Below are 21,436 nucleotides of genomic sequence, written 5' to 3' on the forward strand. Positions count from 1 at the left end.
AGCGGAGCATGTTGGGGTATCGTTCCTTTTATTCCCGCTTTCGCTTAACATAGCTGAAGCGTTTCAGTCGAATAAATGTTCGACAATTAAGCAAACAAGTGCAGTTTCATGAGTGCGAGGATTCCCCTCAGGCGGTTGCTGGATTACTCTGTCAGCCACTAAATCCCAGGGATTCTGGCAGGAGAGATATGACCGTACGCATCGCTATTAATGGCTTCGGTCGCATTGGGCGCAACGTGGTACGTGCTTTGTACGAATCTGGTCGCCGTGCGGAAATTACCGTGGTAGCAATCAACGAACTGGCAGACGCTGCGGGTATCGCGCATCTGTTGAAGTACGATACCAGCCACGGTCGCTTTGCCTGGGATGTTCGCCAGGAGCGTGAAGTCCTGTTTGTGGGCGATGACAGCATTCGCCTGCTGCATGAACCGACCATTGAAGCGCTCCCGTGGCGTGAACTGGGCGTTGATATCGTGCTGGACTGCACCGGCGTGTTCGGCTCCCGCGCTGACGGTGAAGCCCACCTTGCGGCAGGGGCGAAGAAAGTCCTGTTCTCACACCCTGGCGGTAACGACCTCGATACAACCGTCGTCTACGGCGTGAACCATGAGCAGGTCGAAGACAGCCACCGTATCGTCTCCAATGCCTCCTGCACCACAAACTGTATTATTCCAATCATTAAACTGCTGGATGAAGCGTTTGGCATTGAGTCCGGGACGGTCACTACTATCCACTCGGCCATGCACGATCAGCAGGTGATTGACGCTTACCACCCTGATTTGCGACGCACTCGTGCGGCGAGTCAGTCGATCATTCCGGTGGATACGCGTCTTGCGGCCGGTATCACGCGTATTTTCCCACAATTTAATGACCGTTTTGAGGCGATCGCGGTACGCGTTCCCACGATAAACGTGACGGCTATTGATTTGAGCGTGACGGTCAGAAATTCAGTAAATGCATGTGAAGTCAACCACTTGCTGCAAAAAGCGGCACAGGAAGCATTTCATGGTATAGTTGACTATACGGAATTACCGTTGGTCTCTACTGATTTTAACCACGATCCGCACAGTGCAATCGTCGACGGCACGCAAACGCGGGTCAGTGGGCAACATCTGATTAAAACTCTAGTCTGGTGTGATAACGAATGGGGCTTTGCCAACAGGATGCTCGACACCACGTTGGTTATGGCTCAATGGATTTCAGGTAAGGCGCACGTTGCGTCTGCAAAACTTTAAGAATCAACGAGAGGATTCACCATGTCTGTAATTAAGATGACCGATCTGGATCTGGCGGGCAAACGCGTATTCATCCGTGCCGATCTGAACGTGCCGGTTAAAGACGGGAAAGTCACCAGCGATGCGCGTATCCGTGCATCTCTGCCGACCATTGAACTGGCGCTGAAACAGGGTGCTAAAGTCATGGTGACTTCTCACCTGGGTCGTCCGACCGAAGGCGAGTACAACGAAGAATTCTCTCTGCTGCCAGTGGTTAACTACCTGAAAGACAAGCTGTCTAACCCGGTTCGTCTGGTAAAAGATTACCTGGACGGCGTAGAGGTTGCTGCCGGTGAGCTGGTTGTTCTGGAAAACGTTCGCTTCAACAAAGGCGAGAAAAAAGACGACGAAGCACTGTCCAAAAAATACGCTGCACTGTGCGACGTGTTCGTGATGGATGCTTTCGGGACTGCACACCGTGCGCAGGCCTCTACTCACGGCATCGCTAAATTTGCTGACGTTGCTTGTGCAGGCCCGCTGCTGGCTGACGAACTGGAAGCACTGGGCAAAGCTCTGAAAGAGCCGGCTCGCCCAATGGTTGCTATCGTTGGCGGTTCTAAAGTTTCTACCAAACTGACCGTGCTGGACTCCCTGTCCAAAATCGCTGACCAGCTGATTGTTGGCGGCGGCATCGCGAACACCTTCGTTGCAGCCCAGGGCCACAACGTAGGTAAATCCCTGTACGAAGCAGACCTGGTTGATACCGCTAAAGATCTGCTGACCCGTTGCGACATCCCAGTACCAACCGACGTGCGTGTGGCCACTGAGTTCTCCGAAACTGCGACCGCAACCCTGAAGTCTGTGAACGACATCAAAGACGAAGAGCAGATTCTGGACATGGGCGACGTTTCCGCTGAGAAACTGGCCGTGATCCTGAAAAACGCGAAAACCATTCTGTGGAACGGCCCGGTTGGCGTGTTCGAATTCCCTAACTTCCGTAAAGGGACCGAAATCGTTGCCCGTGCTATCGCAGACAGCGAAGCCTTCTCTATCGCAGGCGGCGGCGACACTCTGGCCGCTATCGACCTGTTCGGTATCGCAGACAAAATTTCCTACATCTCTACCGGTGGCGGCGCATTCCTTGAGTTCGTGGAAGGCAAAGTACTGCCAGCTGTAGCAATGCTCGAAGAGCGCGCTAAGAAGTAATTCCTACGGGCAGGGTAACCTGCCCGTTGATTTATTGCCGCCCGGCAAGATTCAGGACGGTGATTCGATTTTTCCAAGGCCTACAGGACACATCAACATGTCTAAAATTTTTGATTTCGTAAAACCAGGTGTTGTAACTGGCGACGACGTACAGAAAATCTTCCAGGTAGCAAAAGAGAACAACTTTGCTCTGCCAGCCGTTAACTGCGTCGGTACCGACTCTATTAACGCCGTTCTGGAAACCGCTGCGAAAGTAAAATCTCCGGTTATCGTTCAGTTCTCTAACGGCGGTGCTGCATTCATCGCTGGTAAAGGCGTGAAAACTGATGTTCCACAGGGTGCTGCTATCCTGGGCGCAATCTCTGGTGCACACCACGTACATCAGATGGCTGAACACTACGGCGTGCCGGTTATTCTGCACACTGACCACTGCGCTAAGAAACTGCTGCCGTGGATCGACGGCCTGCTGGACGCGGGTGAAAAACACTTTGCCGCTACCGGTAAACCACTGTTCTCTTCCCACATGATTGACCTGTCCGAAGAGTCTCTGGAAGAAAACATCGAAATCAGCTCCAAATACCTGGCTCGCATGTCCAAACTGGGCATGACCCTGGAAATCGAACTGGGCTGCACCGGCGGTGAAGAAGATGGCGTGGACAACAGCCACATGGACGCTTCTGCTCTGTACACCCAGCCAGAAGACGTTGATTACGCTTACACCGAACTGAGCAAAATCAGCCCACGTTTCACCATCGCAGCTTCCTTCGGTAACGTACACGGCGTGTACAAACCAGGTAACGTGGTTCTGACCCCGACCATCCTGCGTGATTCTCAGGAATACGTTTCTAAGAAACACAACCTGCCGCACAACAGCCTGAACTTCGTCTTCCACGGCGGTTCCGGTTCTTCTGCTCAGGAAATCAAAGACTCCGTAAGCTACGGCGTAATCAAAATGAACATCGATACCGATACCCAGTGGGCAACCTGGGACGGCATCCTGAACTACTACAAAGAAAACGAAGCTTACCTGCAGGGTCAGCTGGGTAACCCGAAAGGCGCTGACCAGCCGAACAAAAAATACTACGATCCACGTGTCTGGCTGCGCGCAGCTCAGACCTCTATGATCGTTCGCCTGGAGCAGGCATTCAAAGAGCTGAACGCGGTAGACGTTCTGTAATTTGAGCTAATATTTGCTTCGATAAAAACCCGCCTTGGCGGGTTTTTTTATATTCAAATATAAGCGTAATATTTGCAGCCATTTTTAATTCTTTGTTTTATGCACCTTACTCTGAGTAAATAAACGTCAATATTGATAAGTTTTCAGTCTGAATAAGAGTTTATGGCTGGTTATATGAATTTATTATCTCCATAAATTTCTTTTATTCAGGATGTTTAGGTTGACCTTAATCATGGAAATAGCAAATTATAAAAAATTAACTCATTGTTATTTATGGGTTTATATTTATTTGGTTGCTTGTTGTACTGATGAGGGTTGAGCTCTTGTGAGTCGCCGCACATAACATAGTAGGGAGAATACGTAAGATCGCCGCCATTGATAACTTATTAGGCATGGCGCTTTATGGATAATACGACATTACCTAAAACACAGCACCTGGTTGTATTTCAGGAAGTGGTAAGAAGTGGTTCATTTGGCTCTGCGGCGAAGCAGCTAAGATTGACTCAGCCTGCGGTAAGTAAAATTATCAGCGATATGGAAGCCTTGTTTGGTCTGGAGCTTATCATTCGCAAAAATACCGGTGTTCAGCTTACGGCTGCCGGTAAAGTACTGCTCGGTTACGCCGAGTCGATTACCCGCGAAATGCGCAACATGTGCAACGAAATGAACAGTCTGGTCGGTAGCGAAGCGGTAGATGTTTCATTCGGCTATCCTTCACTTATCGGTTTTACCTTCCTGCCGGGCATCATGAAAGCCTTTAAAGAGCAGTATCCACAGGCTGAAGTTTCAATGTTTGAAGCCCAACTTTGCTCCTTCTTACCGGCGATACGTGACGGCAGGCTGGATTTTGCCATCGGTACGCTGAGCGATGAGATGCTGCTTCAGGATTTGCATATCGAACCCCTGTTTGAATCAGAGTTTGTTCTGGTAGCCGGACGAACACGAACGCGCGGAGGCGTGATGACGCTCCGCTCATTAAGCCATGAGCAGTGGGTGTTGCCTCAAACCGAAATGGGCTACTACAGTGAACTTCTGACCATCCTGCAACAGAACCATATCACCAGCGATAAAATCATTAAAACCGACTCAGTTGTCACCATTTATAACATGGTGTTGACCGCCGGTTTCCTGACGATTATTCCCCGTGAAATGATCGCACCTTTTGGCTCTCAGGAGTTTGTTCAAATTCCATTAACGGATGAATTACCTGTTGCACGCTATGCTGCGGTATGGTCGAAAAATTGCCGTATAAAAAAATCAGCGGCGACTCTGGTTGAATTAGCCAAAGTGCATTCAGTGCGTAGTAAATATCAATTTAATAAATTAACGGTGGTGGCTTAGCTTACTTAGCATAATCACTTTTTATCACTCATTAAATTAAAAAGGCGAGTTTTTTATTATTCGCTACGAATATCTTTTATTGCTTTGATGCGGAGATTAACATGCATATAGATAATGAATTGCCAGTCACAATTAACGATGTTCTTGAAGCGAAAAAAAGAATATCTGGATTTGTGTATAAAACCGGGATGCCTCGCTCTAATTATCTTAGCGAATGCTGTAAGGGCGACATCTATTTGAAATTTGAAAACATGCAGCGTACCGGTTCGTTTAAAATGCGCGGTGCTTTCAATAAACTCAGTTCACTGAGTGAAGAAGAAAGAGCCCGGGGCGTGGTGGCCTGTTCTGCGGGTAACCATGCTCAGGGTGTTTCATTGTCATGTGCGCTGCTCGGTATTAACGGCAAAGTGGTGATGCCTAAAGGTGCACCGAAGTCAAAAGTTGCCGCCACGACTGACTATTCAGCTCAAGTGATTATCCACGGCGATAATTTTAACGAAACCATCGCCAAGGTCAGCGAAATTGTTGAGACGGAAGGGCGTATCTTTATCCCACCTTACGATGATGAAAAAGTCATTGCCGGGCAGGGGACGATTGGCCTGGAAATTCTTGAGGACCTTTACGACGTCGATAACGTGATTGTGCCGATTGGCGGCGGCGGCCTGATTGCCGGCATTGCGGTAGCCATTAAATCCATTAATCCAACAATTAATATTATTGGCGTGCAGGCGGAAAACGTCCACGGCATGGCTTCCTCTTTCCGTACTGGTGAAATTACCGCGTATCGGGCAGGCAGCACGTTGGCTGACGGCTGTGACGTTGCCCGCCCAGGAAAGCTAACCTTCGAAATCGTTAAAAAATTAGTCACCGATATTATTTTGGTCAGTGAAGACGATATCAGAAATAGTATGGTCGCACTTATTCAGAGAAACAAAATTGTCACTGAAGGTGCTGGTGCACTGGCTTCTGCTGCATTATTAAGCGGCAAGCTTGACCAGTACATTAAAGGCCGGAAAACCGTGAGTATTATTTCTGGTGGAAATATCGATTTGTCTCGTGTTTCTGAAATTACTGGCGCAGCGGAAGCCTGCCTGGTCTAAATAAGGATCTTCATTATGAGTAATGTAGAAACAACCCTTGTTGGTCAAAAAGAGTCCTCCCTGTGGCGTAAGTCCGATACCACCTGGACTTTAGGTCTGTTTGGTACCGCCATTGGCGCTGGGGTCCTGTTTTTCCCGATTCGCGCGGGCTACGGCGGGCTTATCCCAATACTTATCATGCTTGTTCTTGCCTATCCGATAGCCTTCCTTTGCCACCGCGCGCTGGCACGACTGTGCCTTTCCGGCAGCAATCCGTCGGGGAATATCACCGAAGTTGTCGAGGAGCATTTTGGTAAAACGGGGGGCGTCGTTATCACCTTCCTTTATTTCTTCGCGATTTGCCCGCTGCTGTGGATTTACGGCGTCACCATTACTAACACCTTCATGACCTTCTGGGAAAATCAGCTCCAGCTGATGCCCTTAAATCGTGGGCTGGTAGCGCTATTCCTGCTGATGCTGATGGCCTTTGTCATCTTCTTTGGTAAGGATCTGATGGTGAAGGTGATGAGCTGGCTTGTGTTCCCGTTTATCGCCAGCCTGGTCATTATTTCCCTGTCGCTTATTCCCTACTGGAATTCAGCGGTTATCGATCAGGTGAACCTGAGTGAAATCGCGTTGACCGGCCATGACGGCATCCTGGTGACCGTGTGGCTCGGGATCTCCATCATGGTGTTCTCCTTTAACTTCTCGCCGATCGTCTCTTCCTTTGTGGTGTCGAAGCGTGAAGAGTACGAAGCGGACTTCGGGAAAGCCTATACCGAAGACAAGTGCTCAAAAATCATCTCGCGTGCCAGCATGTTGATGGTTGGCGTGGTGATGTTCTTCGCCTTTAGCTGCCTGTTCACGCTGTCGCCACAGAATATGGCCGAAGCAAAAGCGCAGAACATCCCGGTGCTCTCCTATCTTGCTAACCATTTCTCTTCACTCTCTGGTTCGAAGTCTACTTTTGCCACGGTGCTGGAATATGGCGCGTCGATTATTGCCCTGGTCGCTATTTTCAAATCTTTCTTCGGCCACTATCTGGGCACGCTGGAAGGGTTGAATGGCCTGGTCCTGAAGTTTGGCTATAAGAGTGACAAAACGAAGGTTTCCGAGGGCAAACTTAATCTGATCAGCATGGTGTTTATCATGGGGTCAACCTGGGTTGTCGCCTACGCCAACCCAAATATTCTTGACCTGATTGAAGCGATGGGCGCCCCGATCATTGCCTCGTTGCTTTGCCTGCTGCCGATGTACGCGATTCGCAAAGTGCCGGCGCTGAGCAAATACAAAGGCAGAAGTGAAAATATCTTTGTTACCGTGATCGGCTTACTGACGATCCTTAACATCGTATACAAAATCTTGTAATTAACTGTCATTGGCTCAGGATGAGTGAACGTTAATATGAATGAATATCCGGTAATATTAACCATAAATTGCGGTTCATCTTCGGTTAAATTCTCCGTGCTGGATGAGTTAACCATGGAGCCACTTTTAACGGGTATTTGCGAAGGTATAAATACCGAAGCCGCAATGCTTATCGTTAATAGCGGTGAGCCGGTGAAGCTGGCGCATTCTGATTATGAGGATGCGCTGGCGGCAATCTCCCTCGAGCTTGAAAGACGTCATTTGACCGAAAGCGTGGCCTATATAGGCCACCGCATTGCTCACGGTGGGGCGATTTTTGGCGAGTCGGTATTGCTTACGGACGACGTCGTGGAGCAAATCCGCGCGGTCTCGCCTCTCGCGCCGCTGCACAACTATGCCAATCTCAGTGGCGTGGCTTCGGCCAGGCTGCGCTTCCCTGGCGTGCCGCAGGTTGCCGTGTTTGATACCAGCTTTCACCAGACGATGAAACCTGAAGCCTATCTTTACGGCCTGCCATATCGCTATTTCAACGAGCACGGCGTCAGGCGTTATGGATTCCACGGGACCTCTCACCGCTATGTTTCCATGCAGGCAAGCGAGCTACCTGAACTGAAAGGGCGTTCATTGGGGCTGGTGATTGCTCATCTGGGCAACGGGGCTTCAGTGTGCGCGGTTGTTGACGGGCAAAGCGCTGATACCTCGATGGGGATGACGCCGCTGGAAGGTTTGATCATGGGGACACGCTGCGGCGATGTCGACTTTGGGGCGATGGTGTGGCTGGCAAGGCAGACCGGGCAGTCGCTGGACGATCTTGAGCAGGTGGCAAATACCGAGTCAGGGTTGTTGGGGCTTTCAGGTATATCTTCTGACTTACGGACGCTGGAAAAAGCCTGGCAGCAGGGGGATACCCGCGCGGAGTTGGCTATCAACACCTTTGTACATCGTATTGCCAAAACCATCGGCGGGCACGCAACTTCGCTGCCACATTTTGATGGGCTAATTTTTACTGGCGGCATTGGTGAGAACTCCGCGCTTATTCGCCGTCTGGTTATTCAACATTTACGGGTATTCGGTTTCGAACTGAATGAAGAAAAAAATATGCGGCCTAATTCTGACGGCGAGCGTGTTATTTCAACCCAGAACTCGGCAGTACTGTGTGCAGTTATTCCGACCAACGAAGAAAAAATGATTGCTCTTGATGCCCGTGAATTGGGCAAGGCATCGGAGCTTGCGGCATTCGCTTAATTTTATTTGCGGTACAGAGGATTGAATGCATGAAAATGGATATTGATATTTCCCATGATAATTATGCTCAGGCCTGGCAGCAGTTTCGTGGGGAATGCTGGCAGCATGAAATTAATGTTCGGGATTTTATCCAGCAAAACTACACGCCGTATGAGGGGGATGATGCGTTTCTGGCGAGCGCAACATCTGAGACGACGGCGCTCTGGGAAAAGGTGATGGAGGGTATTCGCGTTGAAAATGCCACTCATGCCCCGGTCGATTTTGATACTAACGTGGCCACGTCCATTACCGCCCATGCCCCCGGTTACATTATTCAGCAGCATGAGAAAATTGTTGGCCTTCAGACGGACCAGCCGCTAAAGCGCGCGCTGCATCCTTTCGGCGGCATCAATATGATCAAAAGTTCGTTTGAAGCCTATGGCCGCAAAATGGACCCTGAGTTTGAGTATCAGTTTACCGAGCTGAGGAAAACGCACAATCAGGGCGTGTTCGACGTTTATTCGCCGGATATTCTGCGCTGCCGCAAGTCCGGCGTACTGACTGGGCTGCCTGATGGTTACGGGCGTGGCCGAATCATCGGCGATTACCGCCGCGTGGCGCTGTACGGCATTGCTTATCTGGTTCGCGAACGTGAGCTACAGTTTGCCGATCTGCAGCAAAAGCTTGAACGCGGCGAGGATCTTGAGGCAACGATTCGCCTGCGAGAAGAACTGTCGGAGCATCGCCACGCACTGCTGCAAATACAGGACATGGCCGCTGGCTACGGTTTCGATATCTCGAGGCCGGCGAGCAACGCACAGGAGGCGATTCAGTGGCTTTATTTCGCCTATCTGGCGGCGGTGAAGTCGCAAAACGGCGGAGCGATGTCGCTGGGGCGCACCGCAACCTTTATCGATGTTTATATTGAGCGCGATCTTCGCTCTGGCCTGCTCAATGAGCAACAGGCGCAGGAGCTTATTGACCACTTCATTATGAAAATCCGCATGGTGCGCTTCCTGCGCACGCCGGAGTTTGATTCGCTGTTCTCCGGGGATCCTATTTGGGCAACGGAAGTGTTAGGCGGAATGGGGCAGGATGGTCGTACTCTGGTGACCAAAAGTACCTTCCGCTATTTGAATACGCTTTACACCATGGGGCCTGCGCCGGAGCCGAATTTGACCATCCTTTGGTCTGAGGCGCTGCCGAAAGCGTTCAAGGTTTATGCCGCCAGAGTGTCGATTGAAACCTCGTCATTGCAGTATGAAAATGATGATCTGATGCGCAGCGATTTCGCCAGCGACGACTATGCGATTGCCTGCTGCGTTAGCCCGATGGTGATTGGCAAACAGATGCAGTTCTTTGGCGCTCGCGCCAACCTGGCAAAAACGCTGCTGTACTGCATCAACGGGGGAATGGATGAAAAGCTGAAGATCCAGGTTGGGCCGAAAACGCCAATGTTGCTCGACGATGTGCTGGACTACGACAAGGTGATGACCAGCCTCGACAGCTTTATGGATTGGTTGGCGGTGCAGTACGTGACGGCCCTGAACCTGATCCACTACATGCACGATAAATACAGCTACGAAGCTTCGCTGATGGCCCTGCATGACCGGGATGTTTACCGCACGATGGCCTGTGGCATCGCCGGGCTTTCGGTGGCGGTGGATTCACTTTCTGCCATCAAACACGCCGTGGTTAAGCCGGTGCGCGACCATACCGGGCTGGCGGTGGATTTCGTGATTGAGGGTGACTATCCGCAATACGGCAATAACGACGATCGCGTGGACGCCATTGCCTGCGATCTGGTTGAGCGTTTTATGAAGAAAATTCAGGCGCTGCCAACTTATCGCGATGCCGTGCCGACGCAGTCTATTTTGACCATTACGTCGAATGTGGTTTACGGGCAAAAAACGGGGAACACGCCAGATGGCCGCAGGGGAGGAACGCCGTTTGCACCCGGTGCGAACCCGATGCACGGGCGAGACACTAAAGGAGCTGTAGCCTCGTTAACCTCCGTGGCTAAGCTGCCGTTCAGCTACGCAAAAGATGGTATCTCTTATACGTTTTCCATCGTGCCTGCGGCGCTGGGGAAAGAGGATTCCATTCGCTGCCTGAACCTGGTCGGCTTGCTTGATGGCTACTTCCACCACGATGTCAAAACGGAAGGCGGGCAGCACCTGAACGTCAACGTGTTGAACCGTGAAATGCTGATGGATGCCATCGCGCATCCTGAAAATTATCCGACACTGACCATTCGTGTTTCTGGCTACGCGGTGCGTTTCAACGCGCTTACCCGCGAGCAGCAGCAGGATGTTATTTCCCGGACCTTCACACAAACGTTGTAAGCCCACTTTTAGCCCGGACATTCGTCCGGGCTTTTCCCTTTTTTTGCCGCATTAATACGCAATTTGAGATCAATTTTGTGACGTACTTGGCACATCCATGCGTTTTTGTTTACCCTTTACGGTTTGAACTGCCTTACCGGGCGGAGAAACTTTTCAGACAAGGAACAGTAAATGGAAGATCTCAACGTAGTAGACAGTATTCATAATGCGGGGGGCTGGCTGGTACGCAATCAGGAGCTGCTCCTGAGCTATGCGGTAAATATCGTCGCCGCCGTGGCCATTTTGATCGCCGGGATGATCGTTGCCCGTCTGGTCTCCGGAGCCGTTAATCGCCTGATGCTGGCTCGCAGCATCGACAGCACTGTCGCCGACTTTCTTTCCGCGCTGGTGCGCTACGGGATTATTGCCTTCACGCTGATTGCGGCCCTGAGCCGTGTCGGGGTGCAGACAGCTTCGGTGATTGCCGTGCTGGGTGCCGCCGGTCTGGCCGTTGGTTTGGCGCTGCAGGGTTCCCTGTCCAACCTGGCCGCAGGCGTGTTGCTCGTTACCTTCCGCCCGTTCCGTACCGGGGAGTATGTCGATCTCGGCGGCATTGCGGGCACCGTGCTGAACGTGCAAATCTTCTCCACCACGCTGCGTACCGTGGATGGCAAAATCGTGGTTGTGCCGAACGGCAAAATCATCGCCGGGAATATCATTAACTTCTCCCGGGAACCTGCCCGCCGCAACGAGTTCATCATCGGCGTGGCCTACGATGCCGACATCGATCAAGTTAAGCAGATCCTGACTGACATCATCACCAGCGACGAGCGCGTGCTGAAGGAGCGCGATATCACCGTGCGCCTGAACGAGCTTGGCCCTTCATCCGTCAACTTTGTGGTGCGGGCATGGAGCAAAAGCGGTGACCTGCAAAACGTTTATTGGGACGTGCTGGAGCGCATCAAGAAAGCGCTTGATGCCAACGGCATCGGTATTCCTTATCCGCAAATGGACGTTCACGTTCGCCAGATGAAAGACTCTGATAACGCATAACCTCCGGGGCCAGCTTTCGCTGGCCTTATTTTCACCTGCAATGATTAGCCATGCTTATAAGCGATTAAAAATATCAATTTCCTCTAATAATTTTTGCGCATTACACTCACGCTCAATGATGAACAGTTAAAGGGTGTGTCGCGTGTTATCTTATTATTTTCAGGGCATTGCATTGGGAGCCGCGCTAATTCTGCCTCTGGGGCCGCAAAATGCCTTCGTGATGAATCAGGGCATTCGTCGCCAGTACCATCTGATGATTGCTTCCCTGTGCGCGTTGAGCGACATCATTCTGATTTGCGGCGGGATTTTTGGCGGCAGCGCCATTCTGATGCAGTCTCCCTGGCTGCTGGCGCTGGTCACCTGGGGCGGCGTGGCATTTCTGCTGTGGTATGGCTGGGGTGCGCTGCGCACGGCGATGAGCAGCAACCTGGAGCTGGCTTCTGCCGAAGTGTTGAAGCAGGGGCGCTGGAAAATCGTGGTCACCATGCTGGCGGTGACCTGGCTCAACCCGCACGTCTATCTGGACACCTTTGTGGTACTTGGTAGCCTGGGGGGCCAGCTTGCGGACGAAGCAAAACGCTGGTTCGCGCTGGGAACCATTAGCGCCTCCATTCTCTGGTTTTACGGCCTGGCTAGTCTTGCCGCCTGGCTGGCCCCTCGTCTTCGTACCGCAAAAGCGCAGCGCATTATCAACGGGGTGGTTGGGATTGTGATGTGGTTTATTGCCGCTCAGCTGGCCCGGGATGGCGTGCAGCACATCGCGGCACTCGTGGGCTAATTCGCCATAATCTGATAGACAAGTTACCATTACAGGCTAAGCTTGCTGGCAGACGTCGGGAGTTTGTTGAACGGCGTAATCACAGTGGAACGTAGCACGGAGGAGTTACAGTGAAGTTTAAAATTTTAGCATTAGCCGCGTTAATGGGATTAGGTTCTGTTTCTGTGCAGGCGGGTGAGTTGCCAAACGGCCCTCACGTGGTCACCTCCGGGACAGCCAGCGTCGATGCCGTTCCTGATATCGCCACGCTCGCTATCGAAGTCAACGTGTCCGCTAAGGACGCGGCCTCAGCCAAAAAACAGGCCGACGATCGCGTGGCGCAATACCTGACCTTCCTGCAGAAAAATGGCGTAGAGAAGAAGGACATCAATGCCGCTAACCTGCGCACACAGCCAGAGTATGACTACCTGAAAGACGGTAAAACTCAGTTGAAGGGCTACCGTGCGGTACGTCAGGTGGAAGTCACGCTGCGTCAGCTGGATAAAATGAACGAGCTGCTGGATGGCGCGCTGAAGTCTGGCCTGAACGAAATCCGTTCCGTGTCGCTGGGCGTTGCGCATCCAGAAGAGTACAAAGACAAAGCACGTAAAGAAGCGATTAACGATGCAACCCGCCAGGCGAAGCTCCTGGCCGAAGGCTTTAACAGCAAGCTGGGCCCGGTCTACAGCGTGCGTTACCACGTGTCTAACTACCAGCCCGCGCCGATGGTTCGCATGATGAAAGCGGACGCGGCCGCACCGGCTTCCGCTCAGGATACCTACGATCAGCAGACTATTCAGTTTGACGATCAGGTCGATGTGGTGTTTGAACTGCAGGGCGCACAAACCCCTGCGGCACCTGCTCAGTAAGATGTGATCTTCACCTTAACCCTCGCCGCAGCCGACGAGGGTTAATCAAAGCCTTATTCCGTATCCTGCCTCAAGACCTTGTGCCCGTACTCCAGCAACGCATCCGTCACGTTGCGCATCATGCGGCTTTCCGGTGCAAAGCGGTGCCAGTAGAGCATGCGGCGCTGCAGCAGACCCGGTGTCAGGTCGATTAATTCCCCGCTATTTAACTCGCGCTCAATTTGCAGGTGCGGGATCATGCAGCATGTTGTGCCCTGGCGAGCCAGCTGCACAAAGGCCTCCGAAGAGTTAACGATGTGGCACGGCACGCTGCCTGGGGACAGATCAAAGTTCTGCTGTAAAAATGCCTGATGCATATCGTCGAGATGATCAAAGGCTACGGCAGGGGCTTTTAGCAGCGCCGACCGCGTGACGCCATTCGGGAAATAACGCTCGGCAAAATCTTTCGACCCCACAAACAGATAGTCCAGCGCGCCCAGGCGATCCACCAGGCAGCTCGGCAGCGGCTGAGGTTGGATGGATACCGCCCCAACCACTTCCCCGCGACGCAGGCGTTCCTGAGTACGGGTTTCATCTTCCACTTGAAGATTCAGGCGAATGGGGGAGTCGGCCAGAACCGGCGCAAGGGCCGGTAGCAGCCAGGTGGCCAGACTGTCGGCGTTAACTGCCAGCGAAAGCAGCAGCGGCGTGGAGCCGGTTTGCTCATCGCCCAGCCACTCTTCTTCCAGCAGTTCCACCTGACGTAAAAGTGCCAGCAGTTTTTGGCCCTGCTCGGTGGGGCGGGGCGGCACGGTACGCACCAACAATGGCTGGCCGAACATCGTTTCCAGTTGCTTAATACGTTGTGACACCGCCGACTGAGTAATGCACAGCTTCTGCGCCGCACGCTCAAATCCTCGTTCACGAATTACCGCATCCAGCGCCTGCAGCGTTCTGTAGTCCGGGCGTTTCATTGTTGTTCATCTGCTCCTGATTTCGTCGTGCAGCCACTATGACATAAATTTGCCGCTGATTCAGACCAAATCAGCAAGCTGACATTGTGTTTGAACGTGATGGGGTTTGCAGTGCGGCAAAGCCGGGGACATTTTTCCGCCGCATGCTCTATAATGCGCGTCAGTTTCCACATCACAGGCATAAAATTATGACGCAGGATGAACTGAAAAAAGCAGTCGGATGGGCAGCACTCCAGTATGTGCAGCCGGGCACCATTGTGGGCGTGGGCACGGGCTCAACCGCCGCGCATTTTATTGATGCTTTGGGCACCATCAAACACCAGATTGAAGGTGCTGTTTCCAGCTCCGACGCTTCTACCGCGAAACTGAAAAGTCTTGGGATCCCCGTGTTCGATCTCAACGAGGTGGATTCATTAGGCGTCTACGTCGACGGTGCCGATGAGATCAACCACCAGATGCAGATGATTAAAGGCGGTGGCGCAGCACTGACTCGCGAGAAAATCATCGCCTCCGTTGCCGACAAGTTTGTTTGCATCGCGGACGCCTCCAAGCAGGTTGATATTCTCGGTAACTTCCCGCTGCCGGTGGAAGTGATTCCTATGGCGCGCAGCGCCGTCGCGCGTGAACTGGTAAAACTGGGTGGTCGCCCGGAGTACCGTCAAGGCGTGGTCACGGACAACGGTAACATCATTCTGGATGTGCATGGTTTGAGCATCATGGAACCGATGAAGCTGGAAAACATCATCAACGGTATGCCTGGCGTTGTTACCGTGGGCCTGTTTGCGAACCGTGGCGCGGATGTGGCGCTGATCGGTACCGCTGACGGCGTAAAAACCATCGTGAAATGATCTGACCGGGGCGCGTTCTGCGCCCCAAAAAACCGTATAAAAAATGACAAATTATTTTAACCGCATTTTTGGTGACATATATCACATTTCGGTAACAGTTCTGTGATTCATGCCTGGTTCACTCTCCCGCTCAGCATTTTATTCTGACTCTCGCCGCCTTATTCCCGCCTGACGATACGGCGACGCAATCGTTCATATTGCCCCAAACGTAGATTTTGATATTTTGACAGAAGGGTAACTTATAGGCGGTGGCGCATCACCGCCTATAAACGAATACAACAGCACTGAAAATAGGGTCGGGAAATGGCAAAAGTATCACTGGATAAAGACAGAATTAAATTCCTGCTTGTGGAAGGCGTGCACCAGAAGGCGGTAGACAGCCTCCGTGCAGCGGGATACACCAACATTGAATTCCATAAAGGCGCGCTGGATTCCGAAGCGCTCAAAGAGTCGATCCGTGATGCTCACTTCATTGGCCTGCGTTCCCGCACCCATTTGACCGAAGAGATCTTTGCCGCGGCTGAAAAACTGGTGGCTGTAGGCTGCTTCTGCATCGGCACCAACCAGGTTGATCTGGATGCGGCGGCGAAGCGCGGTATTCCGGTGTTCAACGCCCCGTTCTCGAACACCCGTTCCGTTGCTGAACTGGTGATTGGTGAATTGCTGCTGTTGCTGCGCGGCATTCCTGAAGCTAACGCCAAAGCGCACCGTGGCGTGTGGAACAAGCTGGCGGTAGGCTCTTTTGAGGCCCGTGGTAAAAAGCTGGGCATCATTGGCTACGGCCACATCGGTACGCAGCTGGGGATTTTGGCTGAATCCCTGGGGATGCACGTCTACTTCTACGATATCGAAAACAAGCTGCCGCTGGGCAACGCGACTCAGGTTCAGCATCTCTCCGACCTGCTGAATATGAGCGATGTGGTTAGTCTGCACGTGCCGGAAAACGCCTCCACCAAAAACATGATTGGCGCGAACGAGCTGGCCTTGATGAAGCCGGGCTCTCTGCTGATCAACGCCTCTCGCGGTACGGTGGTAGATATTCCTGCTCTGTGCGGTGCGCTTTCCAGCAAGCATCTGTCAGGTGCGGCTATCGACGTCTTCCCGACCGAACCGGCCACCAACAGCGATCCGTTTAACTCTCCGCTGTGCGAGTTTGACAACGTGATCCTGACCCCGCACATCGGCGGCTCAACTCAGGAAGCGCAGGAAAACATCGGCCTGGAAGTGGCGGGCAAACTGGCGAAATACTCGGATAACGGCTCTACGTTGTCTGCGGTTAACTTCCCGGAAGTTTCTCTGCCGCTGCACGGGGGCACCAGCAGCCGCCTGCTGCACATTCATGAGAACCGCCCTGGCATTCTGACCGCGCTTAACCAGATCTTTGCTGAGCAGGGTATCAACATTGCCGCTCAGTTCCTGCAGACCACGCCGCAAATGGGTTACGTAGTAATTGATATTGATGCGCCGGAAGATGTGGCTGAGAAAGCGCTGAAGTCAATGAAAGCGATTCCGGGCACCATCCGCGCCCGTCTGCTGTACTGATCTGACCATGGCCTCTTCCCCGAAGGGGGAAGGGGCATCACCACTGCCAAAGGCGCGATGGCGTCACCACGGCAGGCAAAGGAATATCCCACTGTTCTACCGGCAACGTCTCCACCTGCTGGCAATCATGCGCCAGGCCAACCGGGTAGAAACCGTGCTGCTGCCAGTGCTGCAGCGTTCTGTCGTAAAACCCGCCGCCCATCCCCAGACGCTGGCCTGTTTCATCGAAGGCAACCAGCGGCGTGACCAGTACATCCAGCTTATTCAGCGGCAGCACGTCGCGAATATCCAGCTTAGGCTCAAGAATTTTCAGGCGATTGGTGACCAGGTGACTTTGCGGCGTGTAGCGTAAAAACAGCAGGTTGCCGGGGCTAAAAGGATGAAGCACCGGGAGATAAACGTTTTTGCCTGCCCGCCATAAAGCCTGAATCAGCGGAGTGGTATTCAGTTCCCCGTCGAACGAGAGAAACAACGCTACGGTCTGAGCACGAATGACCGGCTCAAACGCCAGCATGCGTTCAGCAGCCTGTAGGGCAAAGGTTTGTTGTTCTGGGGGAGTGAGCGACCGGCGTCGCTGCCGAATCGTTTGGCGAATGTCCTGACGAAGCGTTGAGGTTAACGGGATATGCGTCATGATGGCCGGGTAGTAAAGAGGGAATCTCCGAGATGCCGCCGCAGGCTGTAACCCTTGAACCCTTGGTTCAAGGTGAGTGTGTCGTCATGGTTTTAAGGCTTCTCGGACGGACCGAGCATGCTCACCAACCGCGGAGCGCCACACTCTTGTGGTATGAAATATCGGCTCAGGGGACTGGCCCGCTTGCAAACATCTCAGAGAAATTTTGTCTTCGAAGTTACTCTACCACAGTCAACTGCGAAGTGTTATTCAAACTTTGGACCCTGTCGGTCTGCAATGCGACCTTGCTCAAGCAATGCTTGTTCGATGGTCTGCTGTAGCATCCGAATACGCTCTTCCATATTGGCGGCGTAGTCACGGGTTTTCGACTTTTCCTGAGCCAGTTCGTAGCAAATGTTAAGTGCTGCGATGAACACCAGCTGCTCGGTATTTGTGACTCTAGTGCGAACTTTTAAATCTTGCAACCGCTGATTCAGCTCTTCCGCAGCCTGATTCAGCGCATCCTGTTGTTCAGGCGGACAATTCACGCGCAATGAACGACCGAAAATTTGAATATCGACTGGTTGTGCAGACATGCCACCTTCCTGCTGTTTACTCGCCTGCCTTTACGCTACCGGCCCCGGTAGCGGAAGGGGCGCCACTATAGCTATCCCGATATCAAGATACAAGCCCTTTTCTGGTATCTGCGGGGGTCCTGGTGGTAGCATAACACACACTATTCCTGCCAACGATGACGAATGCGCATGTCAATACAGAACGCAATGCCGGACTACGACTTAGTCGGCCAACTTTTGAACCAACAGGGTGTGGGTCTGACGCCTGCAGAAATGCACGGCTTGATCAGCGGCATGCTGTGCGGTGGTAACAAAGACACCAGCTGGCAAACGCTGCTGCATGACCTGACTAACGAAGGCCTGGCCTTTAGCCAGAACCTCGCAGATCCGCTGCGCCAGATGCACGGCGCCATTGGCGATGCGCTGGAAGACGAAGGCTTCCTGTTCCAGCTTTACCTGCCGGACGGGGATGATGTCTCCGTTTTCGATCGCGCCGATGCGCTTTCCGGCTGGGTAAACCACTTCCTGCTGGGCCTCGGCGTCATGCAGAGCAAGCTCGACAAAGTCACCGGTGAAACCGGCGAAGCCATTGACGATCTGCGTAATATTGCCCAGTTGGGTTACGACGAAGACGAAGACCAGGAAGAGCTGGAGATGTCGCTCGAAGAGATCATTGAGTATGTGCGTGTTGCTGCGCTGCTGTGCCACGACACCTTTACTCACGCGGCACCGACCGCGCCAGAGGTACGCAAACCTACGCTCCACTAACGATCAAAAAATCAGGAGATGTGATGACCCAGCAGGAATTTCTTCGCCGCCGCCAGGCGCTACTGGCGAAAATGGTGCCCGGCAGCGCTGCGTTAATTTTCGCGGCCCCGGAAGCGACCCGCAATGCCGACAGCGAATACCCTTATAGGCAGAGCAGCGATTTTTGGTACTTCACCGGCTTTAACGAGCCGGAAGCCGTGCTGGTGCTCATTAAAAGCGATGAGTCGCATAATCACAGCGTGCTGTTCAACCGCGTGCGGGATAAAAGTGCAGAAATTTGGTTTGGCCGCAGGCTTGGCCAGGACGCTGCCCCGCAGAAGTTAGGGGTGGATCGCGCGCTGGCCTTCAGCGAAATCGGTGAGCAATTACATCTCCTGCTAAACGGTCTGGATGCGGTTTACCACGCTCAGGGCGAGTACGAATATGCGGATAACATCGTTTTTGCCGCGCTGGATAAGTTGCGTCGTGGTTCGCGTCAAAATCTCGCTGCGCCCGTAACCCTGACCGACTGGCGCCCGACGGTACACGAACTACGCCTCTTCAAATCCGAAGAAGAGATTACCGTTATGCGTCGTGCCGGCGAGATTTCCGCGCTGGCGCATACTCGTGCCATGCAGGCCTGCCGCCCGGGAATGTTTGAATATCAGCTCGAGGGTGAAATTCACCACGAGTTTACTCGCCACGGCGCGCGTTATCCTTCGTACACCACTATTGTGGGCGGCGGTGAGAACGGTTGCATTCTGCATTACACCGAAAACGAAAGTGAACTGCGCGACGGAGATCTGGTGCTGATAGACGCCGGATGTGAATACCAAAGCTACGCCGGAGACATCACGCGCACTTTCCCTGTTAACGGCAAATTCAGCCCAGCGCAGCGTGAAATTTACGACATCGTGCTGGAATCGCTCGAAACCTCGCTAAAACTCTACCGGCCGGGCACGTCCATGCAGGAAGTGACGACGGAAGTGGTGCGCATCATGGTTAAGGGGCTGGTGAAGCTCGGTATTCTGAAAGGCGATATCGATCATCTGATCGCCAATAACGCCCACCGCGCGTTCTTTATGCATGGCCTGAGCCACTGGCTGGGGCTGGACGTGCACGACGTGGGCGCTTACGGGCAGGACAGGTCACGCGTGCTGGAGCCGGGTATGGTCATCACCGTCGAACCTGGGCTTTATATTGCTCCGGATGCGGACGTGCCCGCGCAGTATCGTGGCATTGGCATCCGCATTGAAGACGACATTGTGATCACCAAAGACGGCAACGAGAACTTGACCGCCAGCGTGGTGAAGTCGGCAGACGATATCGAAGCGCTGATGGCAGCGGCGCGTCAGCCATGAGCGTCATCATTGTTGGCGGCGGGATGGCGGGGGCGACGCTGGCATTAGCCATATCGACCCTCACCCAGGGGAAATTGCCGGTGCACCTCATCGAGGCGATTGCCCCGGACTCAGCCGCTCATCCGGGGTTTGATGCCAGAGCCATCGCGCTCGCCCAGGGCACCCGGCAGCAGTTGGCCCGCATTGGCGTATGGTCTGCGCTCGTCGACTGCGCCACGGCAATTAAAACCGTGCACGTCAGCGACAAAGGCCACGCCGGCTTCGTCACCCTTGAAGCTGAGGATTACCAGATTGATGCGCTTGGGCAGGTTGTGGAGCTGCACGACGTCGGGCTGCGTCTTTTTAGCCTGCTGCGTAAAGCGCCTGGCGTAACGCTGCACTGCCCGCAGCGCGTTTCGTCGTTTACCCGGCATGAGCATAGCGTGCAGGTTGTGCTGGATAACGGCGTTGAGCTGCAGGGCAACGTTTTGGTTGCCGCGGATGGCACCCGTTCTAAGCTGGCGGCGCAGTGCGGCATCACCTGGCAGCCGCAGAGCTACCAGCAGATCGCCGTGATTGCCAACGTCACTACTTCTGAACCCCATCATGGCCGGGCATTTGAGCGCTTTACCGAATTCGGGCCAATCGCCATGCTGCCTATGTCCGACGGGCGCTGCTCGCTGGTCTGGTGCCATGCGCTGGATGCCCGTGACGAGGTTGAAAGCTGGAGCGAAGCAGCGTTTTGTCAGCAGCTTCAGCGTGCCTTTGGCTGGCGGCTGGGGCGAATTACCCATGCAGGCATTCGTCATCATTATCCTCTGGCGTTACAACAGGCTTCTCAGACCGTATCCCATCGCCTGGCGCTGGTAGGCAATGCCGCGCAAACGCTGCATCCGATAGCCGGGCAGGGGTTCAACCTTGGCCTGCGCGACGTTATGTCGCTGGCTGAAGGGTTGGCAGAGGCGCACGCTGCAGGCACGGATGTCGGCAGCTTCCCGGTTCTGGCCGCTTATCAGCAGCGCCGTGCCGCAGATAAAGCGGCAACTATTGGCGTCACTGACGGGCTGGTTCAGCTGTTTGCTAACCGCTGGGCACCGCTAGTGGCGGGCCGTAACCTTGGCCTGATGGCGATGGAACATTTTACTCCGGCACGAGACGTGCTGGCTCAGCGCACCCTGGGTTGGGTGGCGCGTTAAAGGAGAGTCA

General features: G+C 53.3%; 19 protein-coding genes and 1 other RNA gene. 16 read left to right on the plus strand and 4 right to left on the minus strand.

The window, feature by feature from the left end; genetic code table 11:
- Positions 1-188: 188 nt before the first annotated feature.
- From epd to F3J26_RS18290, 11 genes are all read left to right on the plus strand, one after another.
- Positions 189-1,235 carry an erythrose-4-phosphate dehydrogenase gene (epd, locus tag F3J26_RS18240; RefSeq protein ID WP_008461572.1) on the plus strand — a complete coding sequence of 349 codons (1,047 nt, stop codon included), beginning with the start codon at positions 189-191 and terminating at the stop codon, positions 1,233-1,235.
- A 21-nt stretch (positions 1,236-1,256) separates the two neighbouring features.
- On the plus strand, positions 1,257-2,420 hold the full coding sequence (pgk, locus tag F3J26_RS18245) for a phosphoglycerate kinase (protein ID WP_008461573.1): 1,164 nt from the start codon (positions 1,257-1,259) through the stop codon (positions 2,418-2,420).
- 97 nt (positions 2,421-2,517) lie between these two features.
- Positions 2,518-3,597, plus strand: coding sequence for a class II fructose-bisphosphate aldolase (gene fbaA / locus F3J26_RS18250; protein ID WP_008461574.1), 1,080 nt, complete (start codon positions 2,518-2,520; stop codon positions 3,595-3,597).
- A gap of 402 nt (positions 3,598-3,999) precedes the next feature.
- Entirely contained in the window at positions 4,000-4,938 is a 939-nt protein-coding gene (gene tdcA, locus F3J26_RS18255; protein ID WP_166995252.1) for a transcriptional regulator TdcA, read from the plus strand.
- A 101-nt stretch (positions 4,939-5,039) separates the two neighbouring features.
- Positions 5,040-6,038, plus strand: coding sequence for a bifunctional threonine ammonia-lyase/L-serine ammonia-lyase TdcB (tdcB, locus tag F3J26_RS18260; protein ID WP_008461576.1), 999 nt, complete (start codon positions 5,040-5,042; stop codon positions 6,036-6,038).
- A gap of 15 nt (positions 6,039-6,053) precedes the next feature.
- A complete protein-coding gene (gene tdcC / locus F3J26_RS18265) occupies positions 6,054-7,385 on the plus strand; it encodes a threonine/serine transporter TdcC (protein ID WP_008461579.1) in 1,332 nt (443 codons plus the stop codon).
- A 36-nt stretch (positions 7,386-7,421) separates the two neighbouring features.
- Entirely contained in the window at positions 7,422-8,630 is a 1,209-nt protein-coding gene (gene tdcD, locus F3J26_RS18270) for a propionate kinase (RefSeq protein WP_008461581.1), read from the plus strand.
- Between the two features lie 29 nt (positions 8,631-8,659).
- Positions 8,660-10,954 (plus strand): formate C-acetyltransferase, encoded by a 2,295-nt coding sequence (gene pflB, locus F3J26_RS18275; protein WP_166995254.1) that lies wholly within the window; start codon positions 8,660-8,662, stop codon positions 10,952-10,954.
- A 171-nt stretch (positions 10,955-11,125) separates the two neighbouring features.
- The gene (locus tag F3J26_RS18280) at positions 11,126-11,986 is read left to right on the plus strand and encodes a small-conductance mechanosensitive channel MscS (protein WP_166995256.1); all 861 of its coding nucleotides are present in this window, start codon (positions 11,126-11,128) and stop codon (positions 11,984-11,986) included.
- Positions 11,987-12,128: 142 nt separating this feature from the next.
- Positions 12,129-12,764 carry an arginine exporter ArgO gene (gene argO, locus F3J26_RS18285; protein ID WP_166995258.1) on the plus strand — a complete coding sequence of 212 codons (636 nt, stop codon included), beginning with the start codon at positions 12,129-12,131 and terminating at the stop codon, positions 12,762-12,764.
- Positions 12,765-12,874: 110 nt separating this feature from the next.
- The gene (locus tag F3J26_RS18290; protein WP_008461590.1) at positions 12,875-13,612 is read left to right on the plus strand and encodes an oxidative stress defense protein; all 738 of its coding nucleotides are present in this window, start codon (positions 12,875-12,877) and stop codon (positions 13,610-13,612) included.
- Positions 13,613-13,665: 53 nt separating this feature from the next.
- On the opposite strand, the gene argP is transcribed toward F3J26_RS18290, so the two are convergent.
- Complete coding sequence (gene argP / locus F3J26_RS18295) at positions 13,666-14,565, minus strand: DNA-binding transcriptional regulator ArgP (RefSeq protein ID WP_008461592.1); 900 nt, start codon at positions 14,563-14,565, stop codon at positions 13,666-13,668.
- Positions 14,566-14,753: 188 nt separating this feature from the next.
- Between argP and rpiA the strand changes: the two genes are divergently transcribed.
- Entirely contained in the window at positions 14,754-15,413 is a 660-nt protein-coding gene (gene rpiA / locus F3J26_RS18300) for a ribose-5-phosphate isomerase RpiA (protein WP_008461594.1), read from the plus strand.
- 303 nt (positions 15,414-15,716) lie between these two features.
- Entirely contained in the window at positions 15,717-16,955 is a 1,239-nt protein-coding gene (serA, locus tag F3J26_RS18305) for a phosphoglycerate dehydrogenase (protein ID WP_166995260.1), read from the plus strand.
- Between the two features lie 37 nt (positions 16,956-16,992).
- On the opposite strand, the gene F3J26_RS18310 is transcribed toward serA, so the two are convergent.
- The 3 genes from F3J26_RS18310 to zapA all read right to left on the minus strand — a co-directional run bounded on the left by F3J26_RS18310 (position 16,993) and on the right by zapA (position 18,164).
- On the minus strand, positions 16,993-17,589 hold the full coding sequence (locus tag F3J26_RS18310) for a 5-formyltetrahydrofolate cyclo-ligase (protein WP_166995262.1): 597 nt from the start codon (positions 17,587-17,589) through the stop codon (positions 16,993-16,995).
- Positions 17,590-17,609: 20 nt separating this feature from the next.
- A non-coding RNA gene (ssrS, locus tag F3J26_RS18315) (6S RNA) lies at positions 17,610-17,793 on the minus strand.
- Positions 17,794-17,834: 41 nt separating this feature from the next.
- Positions 17,835-18,164 (minus strand): cell division protein ZapA, encoded by a 330-nt coding sequence (gene zapA / locus F3J26_RS18320; RefSeq protein WP_008461599.1) that lies wholly within the window; start codon positions 18,162-18,164, stop codon positions 17,835-17,837.
- A gap of 168 nt (positions 18,165-18,332) precedes the next feature.
- Here zapA and F3J26_RS18325 point away from each other — a divergent pair, with 168 nt between their 5' ends.
- The 3 genes from F3J26_RS18325 to ubiH are packed head-to-tail and all read left to right on the plus strand — an operon-like array spanning position 18,333 to position 21,426.
- Positions 18,333-18,911, plus strand: a complete 579-nt coding sequence (locus F3J26_RS18325; protein WP_008461600.1) for a YecA/YgfB family protein — start codon at positions 18,333-18,335, stop codon at positions 18,909-18,911.
- A gap of 23 nt (positions 18,912-18,934) precedes the next feature.
- The gene (gene pepP / locus F3J26_RS18330) at positions 18,935-20,251 is read left to right on the plus strand and encodes a Xaa-Pro aminopeptidase (protein WP_166995264.1); all 1,317 of its coding nucleotides are present in this window, start codon (positions 18,935-18,937) and stop codon (positions 20,249-20,251) included.
- Positions 20,248-21,426 (plus strand): 2-octaprenyl-6-methoxyphenyl hydroxylase, encoded by a 1,179-nt coding sequence (gene ubiH, locus F3J26_RS18335; RefSeq protein ID WP_166995266.1) that lies wholly within the window; start codon positions 20,248-20,250, stop codon positions 21,424-21,426. The genes pepP and ubiH overlap by 4 nt, the downstream gene beginning before the upstream one ends.
- The last annotated feature ends 10 nt before the right edge of the window (positions 21,427-21,436 follow it).

Origin of the sequence: Enterobacter sp. Ap-867 (genome assembly GCF_011752855.1) — a bacterium.
GTDB lineage: Bacteria > Pseudomonadota > Gammaproteobacteria > Enterobacterales > Enterobacteriaceae > Cedecea.

What these genes read in the sequence shown, in the direction of transcription:
- epd (WP_008461572.1), top strand. Translation starts at nt 189, where the DNA reads ATGACCGTACGCATCGCTATTAATGGCTTCGGTCGCATTGGGCGCAAC.
- pgk (WP_008461573.1), top strand. Translation starts at nt 1,257, where the DNA reads ATGTCTGTAATTAAGATGACCGATCTGGATCTGGCGGGCAAACGCGTA.
- fbaA (WP_008461574.1), top strand. Translation starts at nt 2,518, where the DNA reads ATGTCTAAAATTTTTGATTTCGTAAAACCAGGTGTTGTAACTGGCGAC.
- tdcA (WP_166995252.1), top strand. Translation starts at nt 4,000, where the DNA reads ATGGATAATACGACATTACCTAAAACACAGCACCTGGTTGTATTTCAG.
- tdcB (WP_008461576.1), top strand. Translation starts at nt 5,040, where the DNA reads ATGCATATAGATAATGAATTGCCAGTCACAATTAACGATGTTCTTGAA.
- tdcC (WP_008461579.1), top strand. Translation starts at nt 6,054, where the DNA reads ATGAGTAATGTAGAAACAACCCTTGTTGGTCAAAAAGAGTCCTCCCTG.
- tdcD (WP_008461581.1), top strand. Translation starts at nt 7,422, where the DNA reads ATGAATGAATATCCGGTAATATTAACCATAAATTGCGGTTCATCTTCG.
- pflB (WP_166995254.1), top strand. Translation starts at nt 8,660, where the DNA reads ATGAAAATGGATATTGATATTTCCCATGATAATTATGCTCAGGCCTGG.
- F3J26_RS18280 (WP_166995256.1), top strand. Translation starts at nt 11,126, where the DNA reads ATGGAAGATCTCAACGTAGTAGACAGTATTCATAATGCGGGGGGCTGG.
- argP (WP_008461592.1), bottom strand. Translation starts at nt 14,565, where the DNA reads ATGAAACGCCCGGACTACAGAACGCTGCAGGCGCTGGATGCGGTAATT.
- rpiA (WP_008461594.1), top strand. Translation starts at nt 14,754, where the DNA reads ATGACGCAGGATGAACTGAAAAAAGCAGTCGGATGGGCAGCACTCCAG.
- serA (WP_166995260.1), top strand. Translation starts at nt 15,717, where the DNA reads ATGGCAAAAGTATCACTGGATAAAGACAGAATTAAATTCCTGCTTGTG.
- F3J26_RS18310 (WP_166995262.1), bottom strand. Translation starts at nt 17,589, where the DNA reads ATGACGCATATCCCGTTAACCTCAACGCTTCGTCAGGACATTCGCCAA.
- zapA (WP_008461599.1), bottom strand. Translation starts at nt 18,164, where the DNA reads ATGTCTGCACAACCAGTCGATATTCAAATTTTCGGTCGTTCATTGCGC.
- F3J26_RS18325 (WP_008461600.1), top strand. Translation starts at nt 18,333, where the DNA reads ATGTCAATACAGAACGCAATGCCGGACTACGACTTAGTCGGCCAACTT.
- pepP (WP_166995264.1), top strand. Translation starts at nt 18,935, where the DNA reads ATGACCCAGCAGGAATTTCTTCGCCGCCGCCAGGCGCTACTGGCGAAA.
- ubiH (WP_166995266.1), top strand. Translation starts at nt 20,248, where the DNA reads ATGAGCGTCATCATTGTTGGCGGCGGGATGGCGGGGGCGACGCTGGCA.